18 protein-coding genes are annotated in these 17183 nt (G+C 73.0%); 9 read left to right on the plus strand and 9 right to left on the minus strand.

Annotated features, from left to right (window positions below; genetic code table 11):
- Positions 1–132: 132 nt before the first annotated feature.
- A complete protein-coding gene (locus IF22_RS0126530; protein WP_030336621.1) occupies positions 133–966 on the plus strand; it encodes a phosphoribosylaminoimidazolesuccinocarboxamide synthase in 834 nt (277 codons plus the stop codon).
- 94 nt (positions 967–1060) lie between these two features.
- Entirely contained in the window at positions 1061–1741 is a 681-nt protein-coding gene (locus IF22_RS36060; protein WP_051708801.1) for a Scr1 family TA system antitoxin-like transcriptional regulator, read from the plus strand.
- Positions 1742–1743: 2 nt separating this feature from the next.
- On the opposite strand, the gene glpK is transcribed toward IF22_RS36060, so the two are convergent.
- The gene (glpK, locus tag IF22_RS0126540) at positions 1744–3228 is read right to left on the minus strand and encodes a glycerol kinase GlpK (protein ID WP_030336626.1); all 1485 of its coding nucleotides are present in this window, start codon (positions 3226–3228) and stop codon (positions 1744–1746) included.
- 101 nt (positions 3229–3329) lie between these two features.
- Between glpK and IF22_RS0126545 the strand changes: the two genes are divergently transcribed.
- Entirely contained in the window at positions 3330–4268 is a 939-nt protein-coding gene (locus IF22_RS0126545; RefSeq protein WP_030336628.1) for a ribose-phosphate diphosphokinase, read from the plus strand.
- A gap of 140 nt (positions 4269–4408) precedes the next feature.
- Here the strand turns inward: IF22_RS0126545 and IF22_RS0126550 are convergent, their stop codons facing one another.
- The gene (locus tag IF22_RS0126550) at positions 4409–4864 is read right to left on the minus strand and encodes an ATP-binding protein (protein WP_030336630.1); all 456 of its coding nucleotides are present in this window, start codon (positions 4862–4864) and stop codon (positions 4409–4411) included.
- Between the two features lie 119 nt (positions 4865–4983).
- Here IF22_RS0126550 and macS point away from each other — a divergent pair, with 119 nt between their 5' ends.
- A complete protein-coding gene (gene macS / locus IF22_RS0126555) occupies positions 4984–6117 on the plus strand; it encodes a MacS family sensor histidine kinase (protein WP_030336632.1) in 1134 nt (377 codons plus the stop codon).
- A gap of 14 nt (positions 6118–6131) precedes the next feature.
- Positions 6132–6779 (plus strand): response regulator, encoded by a 648-nt coding sequence (locus IF22_RS0126560; RefSeq protein ID WP_030336633.1) that lies wholly within the window; start codon positions 6132–6134, stop codon positions 6777–6779.
- A 27-nt stretch (positions 6780–6806) separates the two neighbouring features.
- Here the strand turns inward: IF22_RS0126560 and IF22_RS0126565 are convergent, their stop codons facing one another.
- The 3 genes from IF22_RS0126565 to IF22_RS0126575 all read right to left on the minus strand — a co-directional run bounded on the left by IF22_RS0126565 (position 6807) and on the right by IF22_RS0126575 (position 9335).
- Positions 6807–7379, minus strand: a complete 573-nt coding sequence (locus IF22_RS0126565) for a DUF5709 domain-containing protein (RefSeq protein ID WP_030336635.1) — start codon at positions 7377–7379, stop codon at positions 6807–6809.
- Positions 7380–7515: 136 nt separating this feature from the next.
- Positions 7516–8337 (minus strand): ATP-binding protein, encoded by an 822-nt coding sequence (locus tag IF22_RS0126570; protein WP_036412352.1) that lies wholly within the window; start codon positions 8335–8337, stop codon positions 7516–7518.
- The gene (locus IF22_RS0126575) at positions 8337–9335 is read right to left on the minus strand and encodes an SDR family oxidoreductase (RefSeq protein WP_036412353.1); all 999 of its coding nucleotides are present in this window, start codon (positions 9333–9335) and stop codon (positions 8337–8339) included. The genes IF22_RS0126570 and IF22_RS0126575 overlap by 1 nt, the downstream gene beginning before the upstream one ends.
- Positions 9336–9559: 224 nt before the next feature.
- Between IF22_RS0126575 and IF22_RS0126580 the strand changes: the two genes are divergently transcribed.
- A complete protein-coding gene (locus IF22_RS0126580; protein ID WP_030336641.1) occupies positions 9560–10759 on the plus strand; it encodes a glycosyltransferase in 1200 nt (399 codons plus the stop codon).
- 66 nt (positions 10760–10825) lie between these two features.
- Here the strand turns inward: IF22_RS0126580 and IF22_RS0126585 are convergent, their stop codons facing one another.
- Genes IF22_RS0126585 through aroA form a run of 4 tightly spaced genes read right to left on the minus strand, consistent with a single transcriptional unit; the run spans position 10826 to position 15018 of the window.
- The gene (locus IF22_RS0126585; protein ID WP_030336643.1) at positions 10826–11680 is read right to left on the minus strand and encodes a hypothetical protein; all 855 of its coding nucleotides are present in this window, start codon (positions 11678–11680) and stop codon (positions 10826–10828) included.
- 59 nt (positions 11681–11739) lie between these two features.
- A complete protein-coding gene (gene hisN / locus IF22_RS0126590; protein WP_030336645.1) occupies positions 11740–12558 on the minus strand; it encodes a histidinol-phosphatase in 819 nt (272 codons plus the stop codon).
- 28 nt (positions 12559–12586) lie between these two features.
- Positions 12587–13747, minus strand: a complete 1161-nt coding sequence (gene rsgA / locus IF22_RS33400; RefSeq protein WP_051708802.1) for a ribosome small subunit-dependent GTPase A — start codon at positions 13745–13747, stop codon at positions 12587–12589.
- Complete coding sequence (gene aroA / locus IF22_RS0126600) at positions 13717–15018, minus strand: 3-phosphoshikimate 1-carboxyvinyltransferase (protein ID WP_030336649.1); 1302 nt, start codon at positions 15016–15018, stop codon at positions 13717–13719. The genes rsgA and aroA overlap by 31 nt, the downstream gene beginning before the upstream one ends.
- 103 nt (positions 15019–15121) lie before the next feature.
- Between aroA and IF22_RS0126605 the strand changes: the two genes are divergently transcribed.
- The 3 genes from IF22_RS0126605 to IF22_RS0126615 all read left to right on the plus strand — a co-directional run bounded on the left by IF22_RS0126605 (position 15122) and on the right by IF22_RS0126615 (position 17090).
- Positions 15122–15832: an SOS response-associated peptidase gene (locus IF22_RS0126605; RefSeq protein ID WP_030336651.1), complete on the plus strand. Its 711-nt coding sequence runs from the start codon at positions 15122–15124 to the stop codon at positions 15830–15832.
- A gap of 196 nt (positions 15833–16028) precedes the next feature.
- The gene (locus IF22_RS0126610; RefSeq protein ID WP_030336652.1) at positions 16029–16421 is read left to right on the plus strand and encodes a WhiB family transcriptional regulator; all 393 of its coding nucleotides are present in this window, start codon (positions 16029–16031) and stop codon (positions 16419–16421) included.
- A 51-nt stretch (positions 16422–16472) separates the two neighbouring features.
- The gene (locus IF22_RS0126615; RefSeq protein WP_030336654.1) at positions 16473–17090 is read left to right on the plus strand and encodes an alpha/beta hydrolase family protein; all 618 of its coding nucleotides are present in this window, start codon (positions 16473–16475) and stop codon (positions 17088–17090) included.
- Positions 17091–17183 lie beyond the last annotated feature (93 nt).

Below are 17183 nucleotides of genomic sequence, written 5' to 3' on the forward strand. Positions count from 1 at the left end.
CTCCTGGACCTACGGGGGTGGCGGTCGGACCATTCACGCAGGCAGCGCACGAAGGTGTCAACGTCCGTCCGGTCACCCTCGGCCGGGTGGTCGAATCTGGGCCTTCCGCTGTCGCGTGGTGTACTAGGGCGCGTGGAACTTCTGCACTCGGGCAAGGTCCGGGACGTCTACGCCGACGGCGACGACCTGATCCTGGTGGCCTCGGATCGCATCTCGATCTACGACGTGGCGCTGCCGACGCCGATCCCGGACAAGGGTCGCCTGCTCACCGCGCTCTCGCTCTGGTGGTTCGAGCAGCTCGCCGACCTGGTGCCGAACCACGTCATCTCGGCCACCGACGTGCCCGCCGAGTTCGCCGGGCGGGCCATCCGCTGCCAGCGGCTGGACATGGTCCCGGTCGAATGCGTCGCCCGCGGTTACCTGACCGGTGGCGGCCTGCGGGAGTACGAGCGCACCGGCGCGGTCTCCGGCGTACCGCTGCCGCGAGGGCTCGGCGAGGCGTCGATCCTGCCTGAGCCGATCTTCACGCCGTCGAGCAAGGCGCCGGCGGGCGAGCACGACGAGCCGATCACGTACGACGACGTGGTGGACAAGGTGGGCGCGGCCACCGCCGAGCGACTGCGGCAGATCACCCTCGACATCTACCGGCGCGGTGCCGAACTGGCCGCCGACCGGGGCATCCTGATCGCCGACACCAAGATCGAGCTGGGCTGGGCGCCGGACGGCACGCTGGTCCTCGCCGACGAGCTGCTCACCTCCGACTCGTCGCGGTTCTGGCCGGCCGAGTCGTACCAGCCGGGGCGGGTGCAGTTCTCCTACGACAAGCAGTACGTGCGGGACTGGGCCACCGGCAGCGGCTGGGACAAGCAGCCCCCCGCCCCGGACGTGCCGGCCGAGGTGGTCGAGGCGACCCGGGCCCGCTACGTTGACGTCTACGAGAAGCTCACCGGTAACCGCTGGGACTGACCGGGATACCGCGCTTTCCCCGTACCTGCTGGACCTGACCGTCATCACCGTCGAGGATGGACCCGTCACTCTTCGTGGAGTCTGGGGCGGTCGGATGAACGGCGACATGTGGATCAGGGCGCTCAAGGCGGCCCGGGCCGGTGCGGGTGTCTCGCAGGAGGCCCTGGCGGAGCTGATCAGGTGGAGCCCGTCCACCATCGCGGCTATCGAGACCGGGCGGCGCCGGCCCACCCCGCAGTTCGCCGAGGCGGCGGACGCGGCGCTGAACACCGGCGGGCTGCTGGCCGAGCTGCTGGCGGTGGCGGCCCGGCAGGAGTCGCCGGCCTGGTTCGCGCCGTGGCGGGCGATCGAGGCCGAGGCGGTCGCCCTCCGCACCGTTCAACCGTCGCTGGTGCCGGGCCTGCTCCAGACCGAGGCGTACGCGCACGCGGTGCTCAGCGCCCAGGGCACCCACACCCCGGAGCAGGTCGCCCAGCTGGTCGCCGGCCGGCTGGCCCGCCAGGAGCTGCTGACCGGCCCGGCCCCGAAGCCTGCCGGCGGGCGTGTCCGTCGAGCTGATCGGAAAGCTGGTGAACGAGCTGTGAACTCCGCCCCCACCCCTCGGTGGCGCGTGTCGACCCGGAGCGGTAACGGCGGCGACACCTGCGTGGAGGTGGCCGACAACCTGCCGGGTCAGGTGCTGGTCCGCGACTCCACCGGCCGCGCCGGTGCCGTTCTCACCTTCGCGCCGGCGGCCTGGCGCGCGTTCGTGGCGCGGGTCCGCACCGGCCGCTGAGGTCAGTCCACCCAGTCCAGAGTGCGCCGCACGGCCTTGCGCCACTGGCGCAGCTCCTGATCGCGCAGCTCCGGGGCCATCGCCGGCTCCCACTGCGCGTCGGAACGCCACTGCGCCCGCAGGGTGGCCAGATCCGGCCAGAAACCGACCGCCAACCCGGCCGCGTACGCCGCACCCAGGCAGGTGGTCTCGGTGATCCGGGAACGGACGACAGGCACGTCGAGCACGTCCGCCAGGAACTGCATGAGCAGGCCGTTGGCGGTCATGCCGCCGTCCACCCGCAGACGGCGCAGCGCCACATCCGAGTCGGCGTTCATCGCGTCGACCACCTCGCGGGTCTGCCACGCCGACGCCTCCAGCACCGCCCGCGCCAGGTGCCCCTTGGTGATGTAGCCGGTCAGGCCGGCGATCACCCCGCGGGCGTCGCTGCGCCAGTGCGGGGCGAACAGCCCGGAGAACGCCGGCACCACGTAACAGCCGCCGTTGTCGTCGACGGTGCGGGCCAGCTCCTCCACCTCGGCCGCCGAGGAGATCAACCCCAGGTTGTCCCGCAGCCACTGCACCAGTGAGCCGGTGACCGCGATGGCACCTTCCAGGGCGTACGCCGGTGGTTGGTTCTTGATCCGGTAGGCGACGGTGGTGAGCAGGCCGTGGGTCGACGGAACCGGGCTGGCACCGGTGTTGAGCAGCAGGAAACTGCCGGTGCCGTAGGTGCACTTCGCCTCGCCCGGCTGGAAGCAGGTCTGCCCGAACAGGGCGGCCTGCTGGTCGCCGAGCGCACTGGCCACCGGCACCCCGTCGAGCACGCCGGTCGCCGAGCCGTACACCTCGGCGGAGGAGCGGATCTCCGGGAGCATCGCCGCCGGCACGCCCATGGCGTCCAGCAGCTCCGGGTCCCAGTCGAGCGTCGTGAGGTCCATCAGCATGGTCCGGCTGGCGTTCGTCACGTCCGTGACGTGCGCGCCGGTCAGCTTCCAGATCAGCCAGCTGTCCATGGTGCCGAAGAGCACCTCGCCGCGCTCGGCGCGCTCGCGCAGGCCGTCGACCTCGTCGAGCAGCCAGCGCAGCTTCGGCCCGGCGAAGTAGGTCGCCAGCGGCAGGCCGGTGCGGGTCCGGAACCGCTCCTCGCCGTACGCCGAAGCGAGCTCGCGCAGCAGCGGCCCGGTCCGGGTGTCCTGCCAGACGATGGCGTTGGCCACCGGGCGGCCGGTGGCCCGGTCCCAGACGACAGTGGTCTCCCGCTGGTTGGTGATGCCGACGGCGGCCAACCCGGACGCGTCGGTGCCGGCGGCCCGCAGCGCCTCGGCGACCACCTGCTGGACGTTGTCCCAGATCTCCTCGGCGTCGTGCTCCACCCAACCCGGTCGGGGGAAGACCTGCCGGTGCTCGCGCTGGGCCACGGCGACGATGTCCCCGGCCCGGTCGAAGACGATGCACCGCGAGGAGGTGGTGCCCTGGTCGATGGCGGCGACGTACTGGGGGGTCACCGCAGCACCGTACCTGGACGGCGGAGTGGCGCGACAGGCGTCGCTGTGGGTTCCGGCCCACCGCCGTCGGCTGCCGTCCGCGTCCCCTACGATGTGCGAACGTGCGCGACATCGCAGTTTTCAGTGGAACCGCCCATCCCGACCTGGCTGCCGAGATCTGCGCTCACCTGGGAGTGCCGCTGCACCCGGTGCGGGTCTCCCGGTTCGCCAACGACTGCCTGGAAGTCCAGTTGCAGGCCAACTGCCGGGAGCGGGACGTCTTTCTGATCCAGCCGCTGGTGCCGCCGGTGCAGGAGCACCTGGTCGAGCTGCTGCTGATGATCGACGCGGCTCGGGGCGCCTCCGCCGGTCGGATCACCGTGGTGCTGCCGCACTACGCGTACGCCCGCTCGGACAAGAAGGACGCACCACGGATCTCGATCGGCGCGCGGCTCGTCGCCGACCTGCTCACCTCGGCCGGGGCGGACCGGGTGCTCGCGATGACCCTGCACTCGCCGCAGGTGCACGGCTTCTTCAGCGTCCCGGTGGATCATCTGCACGCGCTGCGGGAGCTGGCCACCCACTTCCGGCGCTACGACCTCAGCAACACCGTGGTGGTCTCACCCGACCTGGGCAACGCCAAGGAGGCTGCGGCCTTCGCCCGGCTGCTCGGCACACCGGTAGCGGCCGGGGCGAAGCAGCGGTTCAGCGACGACCTGGTCAAGATCAGCGCGGTGATCGGTGACGTGACCGACCGGGACGTCATCGTGCTGGACGACGAGATCGCCAAGGGCAGCACGGTGGTCGAGTTGATGGAGCATCTGCGCGGCCTGAAGGTTCGGTCGATCCGGCTCGCCTGCACGCACGGCCTCTTCTCCGGGGACGCGTTGCAGCGGCTCAGCGACCAGGACGGCGTCCTGGAGATCGTCTGCACCAACACGGTGCCCATCCCGGACGCCAAGCGGGTCCCCAAGTTGCGGGTCCTGTCGGTGGCCCCCGCCCTGGCCGAGGCGACGCGCCGAATCCACAACGGAGAATCCGTCTCCGCCCTCTTCGCCTGACCCACCCCGTCTCCCCGCCCTGCTCTTCCCCGCGATCTTGCGGTTTGTGTCGCCGGGATGAGTGGTTTCGGGTGATTCGCCGCGACAGCAAATGCAAGATCGCGCGCGGGTGGGGCGGGGTGGGACGGGGTGGGGTGGGGTTAGTGCGGGGTGGGATTTTGGGTGGGTAGGCCGGTGGTGATGCGGACTGTGGTGCCGGCGGTGCCGGTGGACACCTCCATCGCGTCGGTCAACTCGCGGGCCAGCCAGAGCCCCCAGCCGCCGGCGGTGTCCGGGGCCGGCCGACTGCGGTCGCCCAGTCGCTGCGGGCTGATCCCGCGCCCGTGGTCGGCGATCTCGCAGACCAGCACACCCGACTCCTGCCAGAGGCGCAGCCAGCCGCGCCCGCCGCCGTGGCGCACCGCATTCGTGATCAGCTCGTTGATCGCGAGCACGAAGTCGTCCAGCCGCTGGCCCCGCAGGCCCGAGGCATGCGCGCAGGAGGCGACCGAGTGTCGAATCTCGGTCACCTGAGCCTGGTCAAAGGCGTTGGCGATCAGGAGGGCAGGTTCGATGGGCACAACCGTACGCGGTGCGTGCGGATCTGCGTTCGTCATGGGCCCGTCCCGGCGGCGCATCTCGGAGTATTTCGCGGCTTTTCCACCGTACGTCAGGGTTTCCCGAACCGCACTCGCTGATCGCCGGGCGGCCGAACCGTTGTGGCATCCTGACCGCCATGCCGTCGCCGCCGGGTGGATTCGAGGTGCCGCTGTGGCGTGCCCTCACCGTGTTCAGGCTGGCCTCCCTGGCGTACGTCTGCGCGCTCGCGGTGCGCGACGCAGACCGGTACGCCCACCCGTACGCCGTCGGCGCCCTGATCCTGCTGATGATCACCTGGACCGGGGCGACCGCTGTCGGGTACGCCCGACCGTCCTGGCGGCGCTGGCCGCTGCTGCTGGCCGACCTCGCGGTGGTGGTGGCCATCGTGCTGGCCACCCCGTGGGTGGTCGGTCGGACGGCGCTCACCCACGGCGTACCCACCCTCGGGGTGGCCTGGATGGCCGGCCCGGTGCTGGCCTGGGCCGTCTCCGGCGGCCGGCGGCGGGGCACTGTCGCCGCGCTGATCGTCGCCGGAGCGGACCTGGCCACCCGGGAGCGGATCGGTCAGTCCTCGTTCACCGGGGTGATCCTGATGCTGCTCGCCGGAGTGGTGGTCGGGCACGTGGCCCGGCTGGCGGCGAGCGCCGAGGAGCGGCTGCAACGCGCCGTGGAGCTGGAGGCCGCCACGCGGGAGCGGGAACGGCTGGCCCGGGGCATTCACGACTCGGTTCTGCAGGTGCTGGCGCTGGTCCAGCGGCGCGGCGCCGACCTGCCCGGGGAGGCCGGCGAGCTGGCCCGGCTGGCCGGTGAGCAGGAGGCCGCACTGCGCACGCTGATCACCGGTGCCAGCCCGACCGCCGCGAACCTCCCGGAGGGGGGCGAGGCGGTGGACCTGCGGACCCTGCTCGGCCGGTACGCCTCGGCGACGGTGGCGCTCTCCGCCCCGGCCACGCCGGTGCCGCTGCCCCGACAGGTGGCCGGCGAGTTGGCGGCGGCGACCGGTGCGGCACTGGACAACGTGGGACGGCACGCCGGTGGGCGGGCCTGGGTGCTGATCGAGGACGAGGGGGAGACGGTGACCGTGTCGATCCGTGACGAGGGGCCGGGCATCCCGGACGGCCGGCTGGCCGAGGCGGCCGCCCAGGGGCGGCTCGGGGTGACCCAGTCGATCCGGGGCCGGGTGACCGACCTGGGCGGGACGGTGCGGATCGTGTCCGCACCCGAGGCGGGCACCGAGATCGAGCTGAGCGTGCCGAGGTCGGCGCGGTGAACCAGATCCGGGTCATGGTGGTGGACGACCATCCGATGTGGCGGGAGGGGGTGGCCCGCGACCTGACCGAGGCCGGCTTCCTGGTGGTGGCGACCAGCGGGGAGGGGCGACAGGCCGTTCGGGTGGCCGCCGCCGCCCGGCCCGACGTCGTCGTCCTCGACCTGCAACTGCCGGACATCTCCGGCGTCGAGGTGATCCTGGGGTTGCGCACGGCGCTGCCCGCCGTACGGGTGCTGATGCTCAGCGCCAGCGGCGAGCAGCAGAGCGTGCTGGACGCGGTCAAGGCCGGTGCCACCGGTTACCTGGTGAAGTCGACAGCGCCCGCCGAGTTCCTGGAGGCGGTCCACCGCACCGCGGCCGGCGAGGCGGTGTTCACCCCCGGCCTGGCCGGACTGGTGCTCGGCGAGTACCGCCGGTTGGCCGCCGGACCGGGGCGGGGGAGCGCCGGCGCTGCCGAACCCGCGACGCCCCAGCTCACCGAACGGGAGACGGAGGTGCTGCGGCTGGTGGCGAAGGGGATGTCGTACAAGCAGATCGCCCAGCGGCTCGGCCTGTCGCACCGCACCGTGCAGAACCACGTGCAGAACACCCTGGGCAAGCTGCAACTGCACAACCGGGTCGAGCTGACCCGGTACGCCATCGAACGCGGCCTGGACGACTGAGCGGACGGACGTCAGATCGAGCGGACGTCAGACCGAGCGCGGTGGCTCCGTCTCGTGGATGGCCAACTCCTCGGCGGTCGCCCCGCCGCCGGCCGATCCGGCGTCGTACGCCACCGAGTCGGTCTCCTGGTCGGTGTGCGACCCCTCGTCCGGTTCCACCAGCCGGCCCACAGTGGCGTCGGCCACCGTGCCGAGCTGACCGTGGTCGTACAGCGAGACCGGCGAGTTCGGGTCCGAGGTGGGCCCGGGATCCATCACGTCGGCGTCCAGCTGGGCCTCCGCCGCGGCTTCCAGATTGTCCGCCTCGAAGGCGATCTTCGGGTCGATCGTGCCGGCCAGCGGATCGTCCGCCGGGCGTTCGTAGACCTCACGGTCGAGCTTGTAGTCCAACGACTCACCGTCGAGCTGCTCCTCAGCTGTCGTTCCGAACCGGTCCACCGCCACCGGCGTCCGGTCGCCGGGCAGCTGGGCCGGGTCGGGGCCGTCCGCCTCGCGCCCGGTGAAGACGTCGTCGTTGGCGGTCGAGTCGTCATCGGCGGTGTCGGGCAGCCCTTGCGCCTCGGTGTCGGACACGGGGGTCGGGTACTCGTTGTCGCGCATGTCTGATCACTACCCGCTGCCCTCCCGCCGTAACCGGGTGACCCTTCGGCGAAACGGCACCGAACCGGGCGTCGACGGCGAAAGCCCGGGGCCGGCAGCGCGTACCGGCCGGCGAGGTGCGCCGCGATCAGCTTGGTCAGAGGGCCTCGTCGTCCGGGTGCAGCACACACCAGACGACCTTGCCGTCCCCTACGGCGCTGCTGCCCCAGCGACGGGTCACCGTGTCGATCAGCAGCAGGCCCCGGCCGCCGGCCCGGGACGGCGGGGAGATCCCGGCGAACGTCGGCCGGCGCGGGGAGTGGTCGCGAACCGCCAGGTGCAGGGTGGTCTCCTGGGGTGCCAGCCGAACCGTCATCGGGGTCTGGGCATGGGCCACCACGTTGTTGACCATCTCGGTGATGGCGATGCACGCCGGGTCGGCGAGCGTCGGCATGCCCCAGCGCTCGCAACCGGTGTTGACCAGATCGCGGGCCTGCCGGGCGGCTCCCACCGCCGGGGCGAGTTCGGCGGTGAGCACCGCCGCCAGTGGTGTCGTCGCGATGGCGGCCAGCGCGCCGTCGAGCGTCGGCCAGGCCGGCACGCCGTCGAGCGCCGAGTCCGAGTGGGCGGGCCCGGCGGCTGCGGAGTCCGGTTGGGCGGGCCCGGCGGCCGTCGGGTCACACAGCAGCAGATCCGCGGCGGGCCAGTCGGCGACCTCACGGCGAATGTCGGCGAAGATGCCCCGACCGGCCGGCTCGACGAACCGCAGACCGGTCACGTCCGCCACCACGGGGCCGGGGCGGTCCGCGAGGCGGGTGAGCAGGGCGCCGCGTACCGCCTCGGCTCCGGCGGCGTCGAGCACACCGGTCAACCGGACCACCGCCGACGACTCGTCGACTTCCACGAGACAGCTCGCCATGATCGCCCCATTGTGCGCGCCGGTGACGGTCGGCGCATTCTGACGCTCGACGTCCGCCATCAGCGGTCCGACCGGGAGCGGCGGTTGATGGCCGCCAGGGTGCCGACGGCGGTGCCGGCGGCGGCCAGACCGAACGCGGCGGTCATCCGCACCAATTGCCGGCGTCGACCGTGCCAGCCGCCGTCCTGGCGCGCCTGAGCGTCGGCGTGGAACACGTTGCCGCTGCTGTCCACGCGGGCGCCCGGCCCGAACTGGGTTCGGTGCGCGTACCAGCCGAGGGTGCGCTCCACCAGCGCGGGCGCCAGCCGCCACTGCAGGCCGATCAACCGGGCCGCGCCACCGGCGTACGCCTCGCGGCGCGGCCGGCGCAGCAGCCGGACGATGGTCTCGGCGACCACCTCCGGCGGGTAGATCGGAGGCGGCGGCACCAGCTCCCGCCCGCTGTGATTGCCGGTGTGCCGGAAGAACGGGGTGTCGATGGTGGCCGGCAGCACGGTGCAGACGGAGATGTGCCCCCGACCGGTGACCCGCAGCTCCTGACGGACGGTGTCGGCCAACCCCCGGATGCCGTGCTTGGTGGCGTTGTACGCAGACTGGTACGGCATGGCCACCTCGGCCAGCACCGAGGCGTTGTTGACCAGCACACCGCCACCGGCGGCGCCGAGGTAGGGCAGGGCCGCCTTGATGCCGTGCACCGCCCCGAGCAGGTTGACCTCCAGCACCCGGCGGAACTCGGCGACCGGGATCTCGTCGAACAGACCCACCGCGCTGACCGCGGCGTTGTTCACCCAGGCGTCGATCCGACCGAACTCGGCCACCGCCTGTTCGGCCAGCCGCCGCACCGACTCCAACTCGGTCACGTCGGTCGGTACGACGAGCGCCTGACCGCCCAGCTCCCGGCAGCGCTGCGCGACCTGTCGCAGGGCCGGCTCACTGCGGGCGGCCAGCACGACGGCGGCACCCCGGCGGGCCAGTGCGTAGGCGGTCGCCGTGCCGATCCCGCTGGACGCGCCGGTGATCACCACGGTCGAATCGTCGAGACTGCGGGTCAGCGGCATTCCTGAGCGGTACCCCCGGCCGGACCTGGTCACACCAGCGACAGGTTGTCGATCACCGTCGAATCGTGCGGTCGGGTGTCACCTGTGCTTGCTGTGGCGCAAGTGTCGGTGGCAGTCGGGCGGACTCTTCCTGATCTGCCAGGTTTCGACTCAGCGTCGCGGGGTTAATGGGACGCTCTGACCGGGAGGACCACCGCCGAGGAAAGATCGCAGGGAGGTGACCCATGCGCGTCGGCCTCGTCTGCGCGCACGCCAGCTCATACCGCCACGCCGACGGCCCACCGGTCGGCACTCGACAGCACATCGCCAGGGTCGCCGCGGAACTGACCGAGCGGGGCCATGACGTCCGGCTCTACGTCCGCCGGGACGACCCGGCGCTGCCGGCGACGATGAACGTCGACGGCTACCAGGTGCACCACGTGCCGGCCGGCCCGCCCACCGCACTACCCACCGCCGAGCTGATCCCGTACGTGACGGAGGTCGGCCGTTGGCTGGCCGACGAGTGGTCCGGTGCCTGGCGGCCCGAGGTGGTGCACGGGCACTACTGGGTCGGCGGCCTGGCCGCCGCACACGCCGTTCGGGAGACCGACATCCCGGTGGTGCAGACGTTCCACTCGCTCGGCGTCGAGCAGCTGCGTCACCTGGGCGGTCACTACGACGGGCCGGGACAGCGGATCACGCTGGAACGCGCGCTGACCCGGGCCGTCGACATCGCCGTGGCCCAGTCCAACGACGAGGTCGACGAGCTGACCCGGATGGGTCTGCAACGCAGCTCGGTCGCGTTGGTGCCGGCCGGCGTCGACATCGACCTGTTCCATCCCGACGGCGAGGCCGCGCCGCGCGAACAGCGGCCTCGCATCCTCTCGGTGGGTTCGCTCGCCGCCGGGCACGGCCAGGAGGACCTGATCCGGGCGATGCGGCTGGTCGGCGACGCCGAGTTGGTGATCGCCGGTGGGCCGCCGGCCGACCAGTTGGCCAACCACGCGGAGGCGCGCCGGCTGCGCGAGCTGGCCGAACAGATCGGCGTCGTCGACCAGGTGCGGCTCGTCGGGGCGGTGCCGCACGACCAGATGGCCACCTGGTACCGGTCGGCGGACGTGGTCGCCTGCACGCCGCACTACTCCTCGGCCGGGCGGGTCTCGCTGGAGGCGATGGCCTGCGGGGTGCCGGTGATCGGCTACGCGATGGGCGGCCTGGCGGACGCCGTCGTCGACGAGGTCACCGGCCGCCTGGTGCCTCCTGGTGACGTACGCGCGCTCGGCGTGTCGCTGCGCCGGCTGCTCGCCGACAACGCCGGCCGGTTCGCGTACGGACACGCCGCGGTGGACCGGGTGCGCAGCAGCTACACCTGGGAGCGGACCGCCGGTGCGTTGGAGCGTCTCTACGAGCGGGTGGTGAGCCGGCGCAAGCCGGTCGAGGCCTGAGCGGGGCGGTGCCGCGACACCCGCGGGCGCGGTGTCGGCCCGCCCGGCCGGGCCAGCGGCGGCCGGTCAGCCGGTCCGGCCGGCACCGACCATGGCGGGGTCCCGCCGGGGCGCCACCGAACGGTGCTGCTGCGGTTCGGCGTACCGGGTCAGGCCGATCACCGCGGCCAGGGTGACCAGGAAGCCGGCCGCGGCCAGCCACTCCCGCCCCGGCCAGATCTTGTCGTTGAGCAGCAGCAGACCGACGATCGCGGCCGGCACCGCCCCGGCGGCGTCCATCGCGGCGACAGCGGCGGTCGTCGAGCCACGCTGCATGGCCAGACCGAGCAGCAGCTGACCGACGATCGAGTGGACGATCAGCAGGTAGAACAACGGGTTGACGAGGAACGCCTCGGCGGACGGCGCGGACGCCAGAGGCCGGGCGGCGACAGCGGCCGAGCTGAACGCCAGCCCGGCCAGGGAGCCGAGGGCCACCGAACCCGGTGCCCCGTGCAGCCGTACGGCGAAGACACCGAGCACCGCGATCACCCCGAGCGCCACCAGCAGGGCTATCGAACCGGCGGTGCCGAGCTGCTTCGACGGTGCCGGCCGGGCGGACAGCACCAGCGCGGTGATCCCCGCGAAGAGCAACGCCAGCAGCACCACCTCCGCCGCCGGCAGCCGCCACTTCAACACCAGCACCCCGAGGATGGCGGTCACCCCGAGCCCGGCGGCCACGCTGGCCTGCACGAGGAACAGCGGCAGGTCCCGTCGGGCCAGGAAGGCGAGCACGAAGCCGCCGATCTGACAGCCCAGGCCGACCAGGTACGTCCGATGCCCGGCGAGGCGCAGCAGCAGACCCGGATCGAAGGTGTGGTGGACAGTGGTGCGGGCCGCCGCCACCGACTGGAGCAGGTTGGCGAAGCCGTACGCGACGATCATCGCCGCGAGGAAGCACCAGCCGGAGGAGACCACCTGGCGAGGATAGAGGTTGCCGGGGGTCAGCGCGCGGCTGGTCGATCGAGGCGGGTGAGGATGTCGGCGTGCAGCACACCGTTGGTGGCCACCACGCTGCTGTCGGTGCCCGGGGCGCCCGCCGGGGCCGGTCGACCGGACAGATCAGTGACCGTGCCACCCGCCTCCGTGATGATCGGCACCAGCGCCGCCACGTCCCACAGCGACAGCTCCGGCTCGGCCATCACATCCAGTGCCCCCTCGGCCAACAGCATGTAGCCGTAGAAGTCGCCGTACGCCCGGCTGCGCCAGCTGTCCCGCATCAGGTCGAGCACCGCGTCGAGCCGGCCGGCCTGCTCCCACCCGTCCAGTGAGGAGTAGCAGAAGCTGGCGTCCGCGACCCCGCGCACCGCTGACACACCGATCCGTTCGCCAGCCGTGGGGCCCGGCCCGGCGTACGCGCCCGCGCCCGCGCTGGCCCACCAGCGTCGTCCGAGCGCCGGTGCGGACACCACGCCGACCGCCGGCCGGTCGCCGTCGTAGAGCGCGATCAGGGTGGCCCAGATCGGCACGCCCCGGACGAAGTTCTTGGTGCCGTCGATCGGGTCGATGATCCACCGGCGGCCGTTCGCGTCGGCGGACGGCTGTGCGCCGTACTCCTCACCGAGCAGCCCGTCGGCCGGCCGGTGCTCGGTCAGCAGGGCGCGGATCTCCCGCTCCACAGCGGTGTCCGCGTCGGAGACCGGCGTCAGGTCGGGCTTCGCCTCGACGCGCAGGTCGAGCGCGCGGAACCGGGCCGTGGCGATGGCGTCGGCCCGATCGGCGAGCAGGTGGGCGAGGGCGAGGTCGTCGGCGTACCCGGTCATCCCGGCAACCTAGCCCACGCCCGTCGGGTCACTCGTCGGGCCCGCGCCGGTCACCCTCGCCCGGCCCGCGCTGGTCACTGTCGCCGCGCGAGTCACCCTCGCCGGCGCGGGAGGCGAGCAACCGGCGGTACGAGGCCAGCCGGCGCGGGTCCGCCTTACCGGCGGCCACCCAGGCGTCCAGCCCACACTCGGCCTCGTCGGCCGTGTGCGGGCAGTTCGGTGGGCAGTCGACGGTGCCCTCGACCAGGTCCGGAAAGCCGTGCAGCAGGCTGTCGGCCGAAACGTGCGCCAACCCGAAGCTGCGGATCCCGGGGGTGTCGATGATCCAACCCGGGTCCGTGTCGACCCCGGGCACCGGTGGCAGCCGCAGCGCCACCGCGCTGGTCGAGGTGTGCCGGCCCCGGCCGATCGCGCTGACCACGCCGACCGCGCGCAGCGCGTCCGGCACGAGCCGGTTGACGAGCGTCGACTTGCCCACCCCGGAGTGTCCGACCAGCACCGACACCTTGCCGCTCAACAGCGCGCGGAGCGCGTCGAGGTCGGAGTCGGGGCGGTTGAGCACGTACGGCAACTCCAACTCGGTGTAGTAGCCCAGCACCTCCTCCGGCCCGGCCAGGTCGGCCTTGGTGAGGCAGAGCAGCGGCTCGACGTCCGCGTCGTACGCGGCCACCAGGCAACGGTCGATGAACCCGGTACGCGGCGGCGGGTCGGCCAACGCGCTCACGATCACCAACTGGTCGGCGTTGGCCACCACCACGCGTTCCAGCCGACCCTCGGCGGTGGTCTCGTCGTCGTCGGCGGTGCGCCGCAGCACCGAGCGGCGCTCGGCGATCCGGACGATGCGGGCGAGTGCGCCCTCCGCGCCGGACGTGTCGCCGACCAGGCTGACCCGGTCACCCACCACCACCGACTTGCGGCCCAGCTCGCGGGCCCGCATGGCGGTGACAGTGGGCAGCTCGGCGCCGACCACGCCGCGCTCGGCCCCGGACAGCACGCAGGTGTAGCGCCCCCGGTCGACGGCGATGACGAACCCGTCGACCGCGTCGGCGTGCTGCGGGCGGGTGCGCGTACGCGGGCGTGACGACTTACCGGGCCGGACCCGTACGTCGTCCTCGTCGTACTCCCGCCGTTTGGTCGCCAGGACCTTCCTCCGTCGCGTCAGCTCTTGCCGGTCACCATCGCTGACCATAGTGCCGGGAACTCGGGCATCGTCTTGGAGGTACACCCCACGTCGTCCACCTCGATGCCCGGAACGGCGAGCCCGGCCACCGCGGCGGCGTGCGCCATCCGGTGGTCGTGGTAGGTGCGGAAGAGCCCGCCGCGCAGCGGACGGGGCCGGATCTCCAACCCGTCGGGGGTCTCGGTGATGTCCGCGCCGAGCCCGCCGAACTCCCGCGTGAGCGCGGCGAGCCGGTCGGTCTCGTGGCCCCGGATGTGCCCGACGCCGGTGAAGACCGACGGTGAGTCGGCCAGCAGGGCCAGCGCGGTCAGCACGAGGGTCAGCTCGCCGACGTCGGACAGGTCGGCGGTCAGACCGTGCACCACGCCGGTGCCGCGCACGGTCAGCCCGTCGGTGGAGAGGCTGACCTCGCCGCCCATCCGTTGCAGCAGCGAGCGGAGCTGCTCGACCGGCTGGGCGCTGCTGTGCGGCCAGCCCTGCAGGGTCACCTCACCGCCGGTGACCAGGGCGGCGGCGAAGAACGGCACGGCGCCGGAGAGATCCGGCTCGACGTCCCAGCCGCGCCCGGTGAGCGGGCCGGGCTCGACGGTCCAGACATCGGGGGTGCTGTCGTCGACCGCCGCGCCGGCGGCCCGGAGCATCTGCACCGTCATCCGCAGGTGCGGCGCGGACGGCACCGGCGGGCCGACGTGGCGCACCACGACGCCCCGGTCGAAGCGCGGGGCGGCCAGCAACAGCCCGGAGACGAGCTGGCTGGAGGCGGACGCGTCGATCACCACCTCGCCCCCGGTGACCCGGCCGGTGCCGAGCACGGTCAGCGGCAGGCTGCCGGTGCCGGTGACGTCGATCCGGACGCCCAGCGAGCGCAGCGCGTCGACCAGCGGGCCCAGCGGCCGGGTGCGGACGTACGGGTCGCCGTCGAAGCTGACCTGCCCGTCGGCCAGGCCCGCCACCGGTGGCACGAACCGCATCACGGTGCCGGCCAGCCCGACGTCGACGTGGGCGGGGCCGACCAGGGGGTGCGGTCGGACCAGCCAGCGCTCGTCGTCGCTGATCGACACGTGCGCGCCCATCGCCCGCAGGCCGGCGGCCATCAACTCGGTGTCCCGGGCGCGCAGCGGCCGGGCCAGCGTCGACGGGCCGGCAGCCAGCGCGCTGAGCACCAGGGCGCGGGCCGTCATCGATTTGGAACCGGGCAGGCGCAACGTCGCTGCCACCGGGTCGGATGCGGTCGGTGCGGTCCACGGCTGCGGCGGCCGGGTCGCTGTCAGGTTCCCCACGGTTACATTCTGCCGTGTCGTCGGGGGTCCGGCGGCACCCGGCGCTCGTACTCCCGGTTGGCGGGACAGCCGACAGCGCCCCCGACGCGTTAGCGTGTGCCCCATGTGCGGCAGGTACGCGACGACCCGGAGCTCCGGCGAGCTGAGCGCGCTGTTCGAGTCGTCCGACGACTCCGACGGCCTGGTCCGCGCCGATCACAACGTCGCGCCCACCGACCCGGTGCCGCTGGTCCGGCTCAGCCCGGAGGGGCACCGCAGCCTCTGTGTCGGCCGCTGGGGTCTGTTGCCGCACTGGTCCCGGTCCGCCTCGGCGGCGGCCCGCATGATCAACGCGCGGGCGGAGACGGTGGCCACCAGCCGGGCGTACGCGGGCTCCTTCGCCCGTCGTCGCTGCCTGGTCCCGGCCGACGGCTGGTACGAGTGGGTCCGGCTGCCCGATGGTGGCCGCCAGGCGTACTTCATGACCCCCCGGGACGGTTCGGTGCTCGCCCTGGCCGGCATCTGGTCGGTCTGGGAGTCCGACGCCGAGACCCGGCTCACCTTCAGCGTGCTGACGACCGCGGCGCTCGGCGACCTGACCGAGGTGCACGACCGGATGCCGGTGCTGCTGCCAGCGGAGCGTTGGTCGTCGTGGTTGGCCCCGACGGACGAGCCGGAGCGGCTGCTCAGCCCGGCGTCGGCGGAGCAGTTGGCGGGGTTGGAGATCCGCCCGGTGGGCGCGGCGGTGGGAGACGTCCGCAACGACGGGCCGCACCTGACCGCCCGGGTGCCGGTGGCGCCAACGGTGACGCCGCAGGAGTTGACCCTTTTCTGACGCTGTCGCGCATCGTTGGCCGCCGATTTGCCAGGGTTCCGCGTGATTCGTCTCCCGACTGTTCAGTCAGGTTCCCGGCAGACACTTGTCCCGATGTTGCGAAGTGCGATAGAACACAGCGCCGGTAGTGGACATCGATTCGCACGGGGCGGACGACGTCCACCGATTTTGCCGGTCCCACGGGGGAGGTGGGCGGATGACACGGGCACGTATGCCGCGTCCGCACGAGGTGGCGGCGGCGCGGCGAGATCCGCGACTGCTGCGGGCAGTGCGGGAACGGCGACAGGACGACGCGTGGCGTACCAGGGGTACCTGCCAGAGCGTCGATCCGGAGACCTTCTTTCCGGCACCGAACGAACCGGCGGACGCCGCCGTCGCGTTGTGCCGCAGTTGTGACGTACAGGGGTCCTGCCTGGCCTGGGCCCTCGACGTCGGCGACTGCCACGGCGTCTGGGGCGGCACCACGCCGCGGGAACGACGGGCGATGCTCGTCGCCTGGCGCGGTGAGGTCGACCCCGACCCGGACGCCATCGACGACGCCGGCCCGCCGGTGCGCGATCGCCTGCTCGCCCTGGTCCCGCTGAGCTGATCGGCGGCCGGGTTCACACCCGTCGGCGGTGCGGCGGCGCAGAATGGGGCGGTGCCACCCAGCGACGACATCGACACCCCGCGCGGTCCGGCGCGGATCGACACCGACCTGCCGGCCCGACCGGCCACCGCCCTGCTCGTCCTCGGGCACGGTGCGGGCGGCAGCGTCGACGCGCCTGACCTGCTCGCGGTCCGGGACGCGTCGGTCGCTGCCGGGCTGGCGGTGGTCCGGGTGACCCAGCCGTACCGGGTCGCCGGTCGACGGGCGCCGGCACCGGCCGGTCACCTCGACGAAGCCTGGGCGGCGGTGCTCGGCGTGCTGCGTGACCGGCACGCCGACGTGCCGACGGTGCTGGTCGGTGGGCGTTCCAGTGGCGCGCGGGTGGCCTGCCGGACGGCCCGCGCGGTGGGCGCGGTGGGCGTGGTCGCCCTGGCCTTTCCGCTGCACCCGCCCGGCCGGCCGGAACGCTCACGGGCCGCCGAGCTGGACACCGGCCTGCCGACGCTTGTCGTCAACGGTGACCGGGACCCGTTCGGGACGCCGGAGCCGGGGCCGGCGGTGCAGGTGGTGAGCCGTCCCGGTGAGACGCACGATCTGCGCCGGGATCCGGCCGGCACCGCCGCCGCCGTGCGCGACTGGCTGTCCGCCCAGGGCTGGGCGGCCGGCTGACCGGTCGCGTCGGCTCGCCGAGGCGACCGTTTCCGGTGCCGGGCACGGGTCGTTGCATCCGATGGTGCCGCCGGCCCGATCCGGGCTGGTGAC

It is taken from the genome of Micromonospora parva, assembly GCF_000718515.1.
Classification (GTDB): domain Bacteria; phylum Actinomycetota; class Actinomycetes; order Mycobacteriales; family Micromonosporaceae; genus Micromonospora; species Micromonospora parva.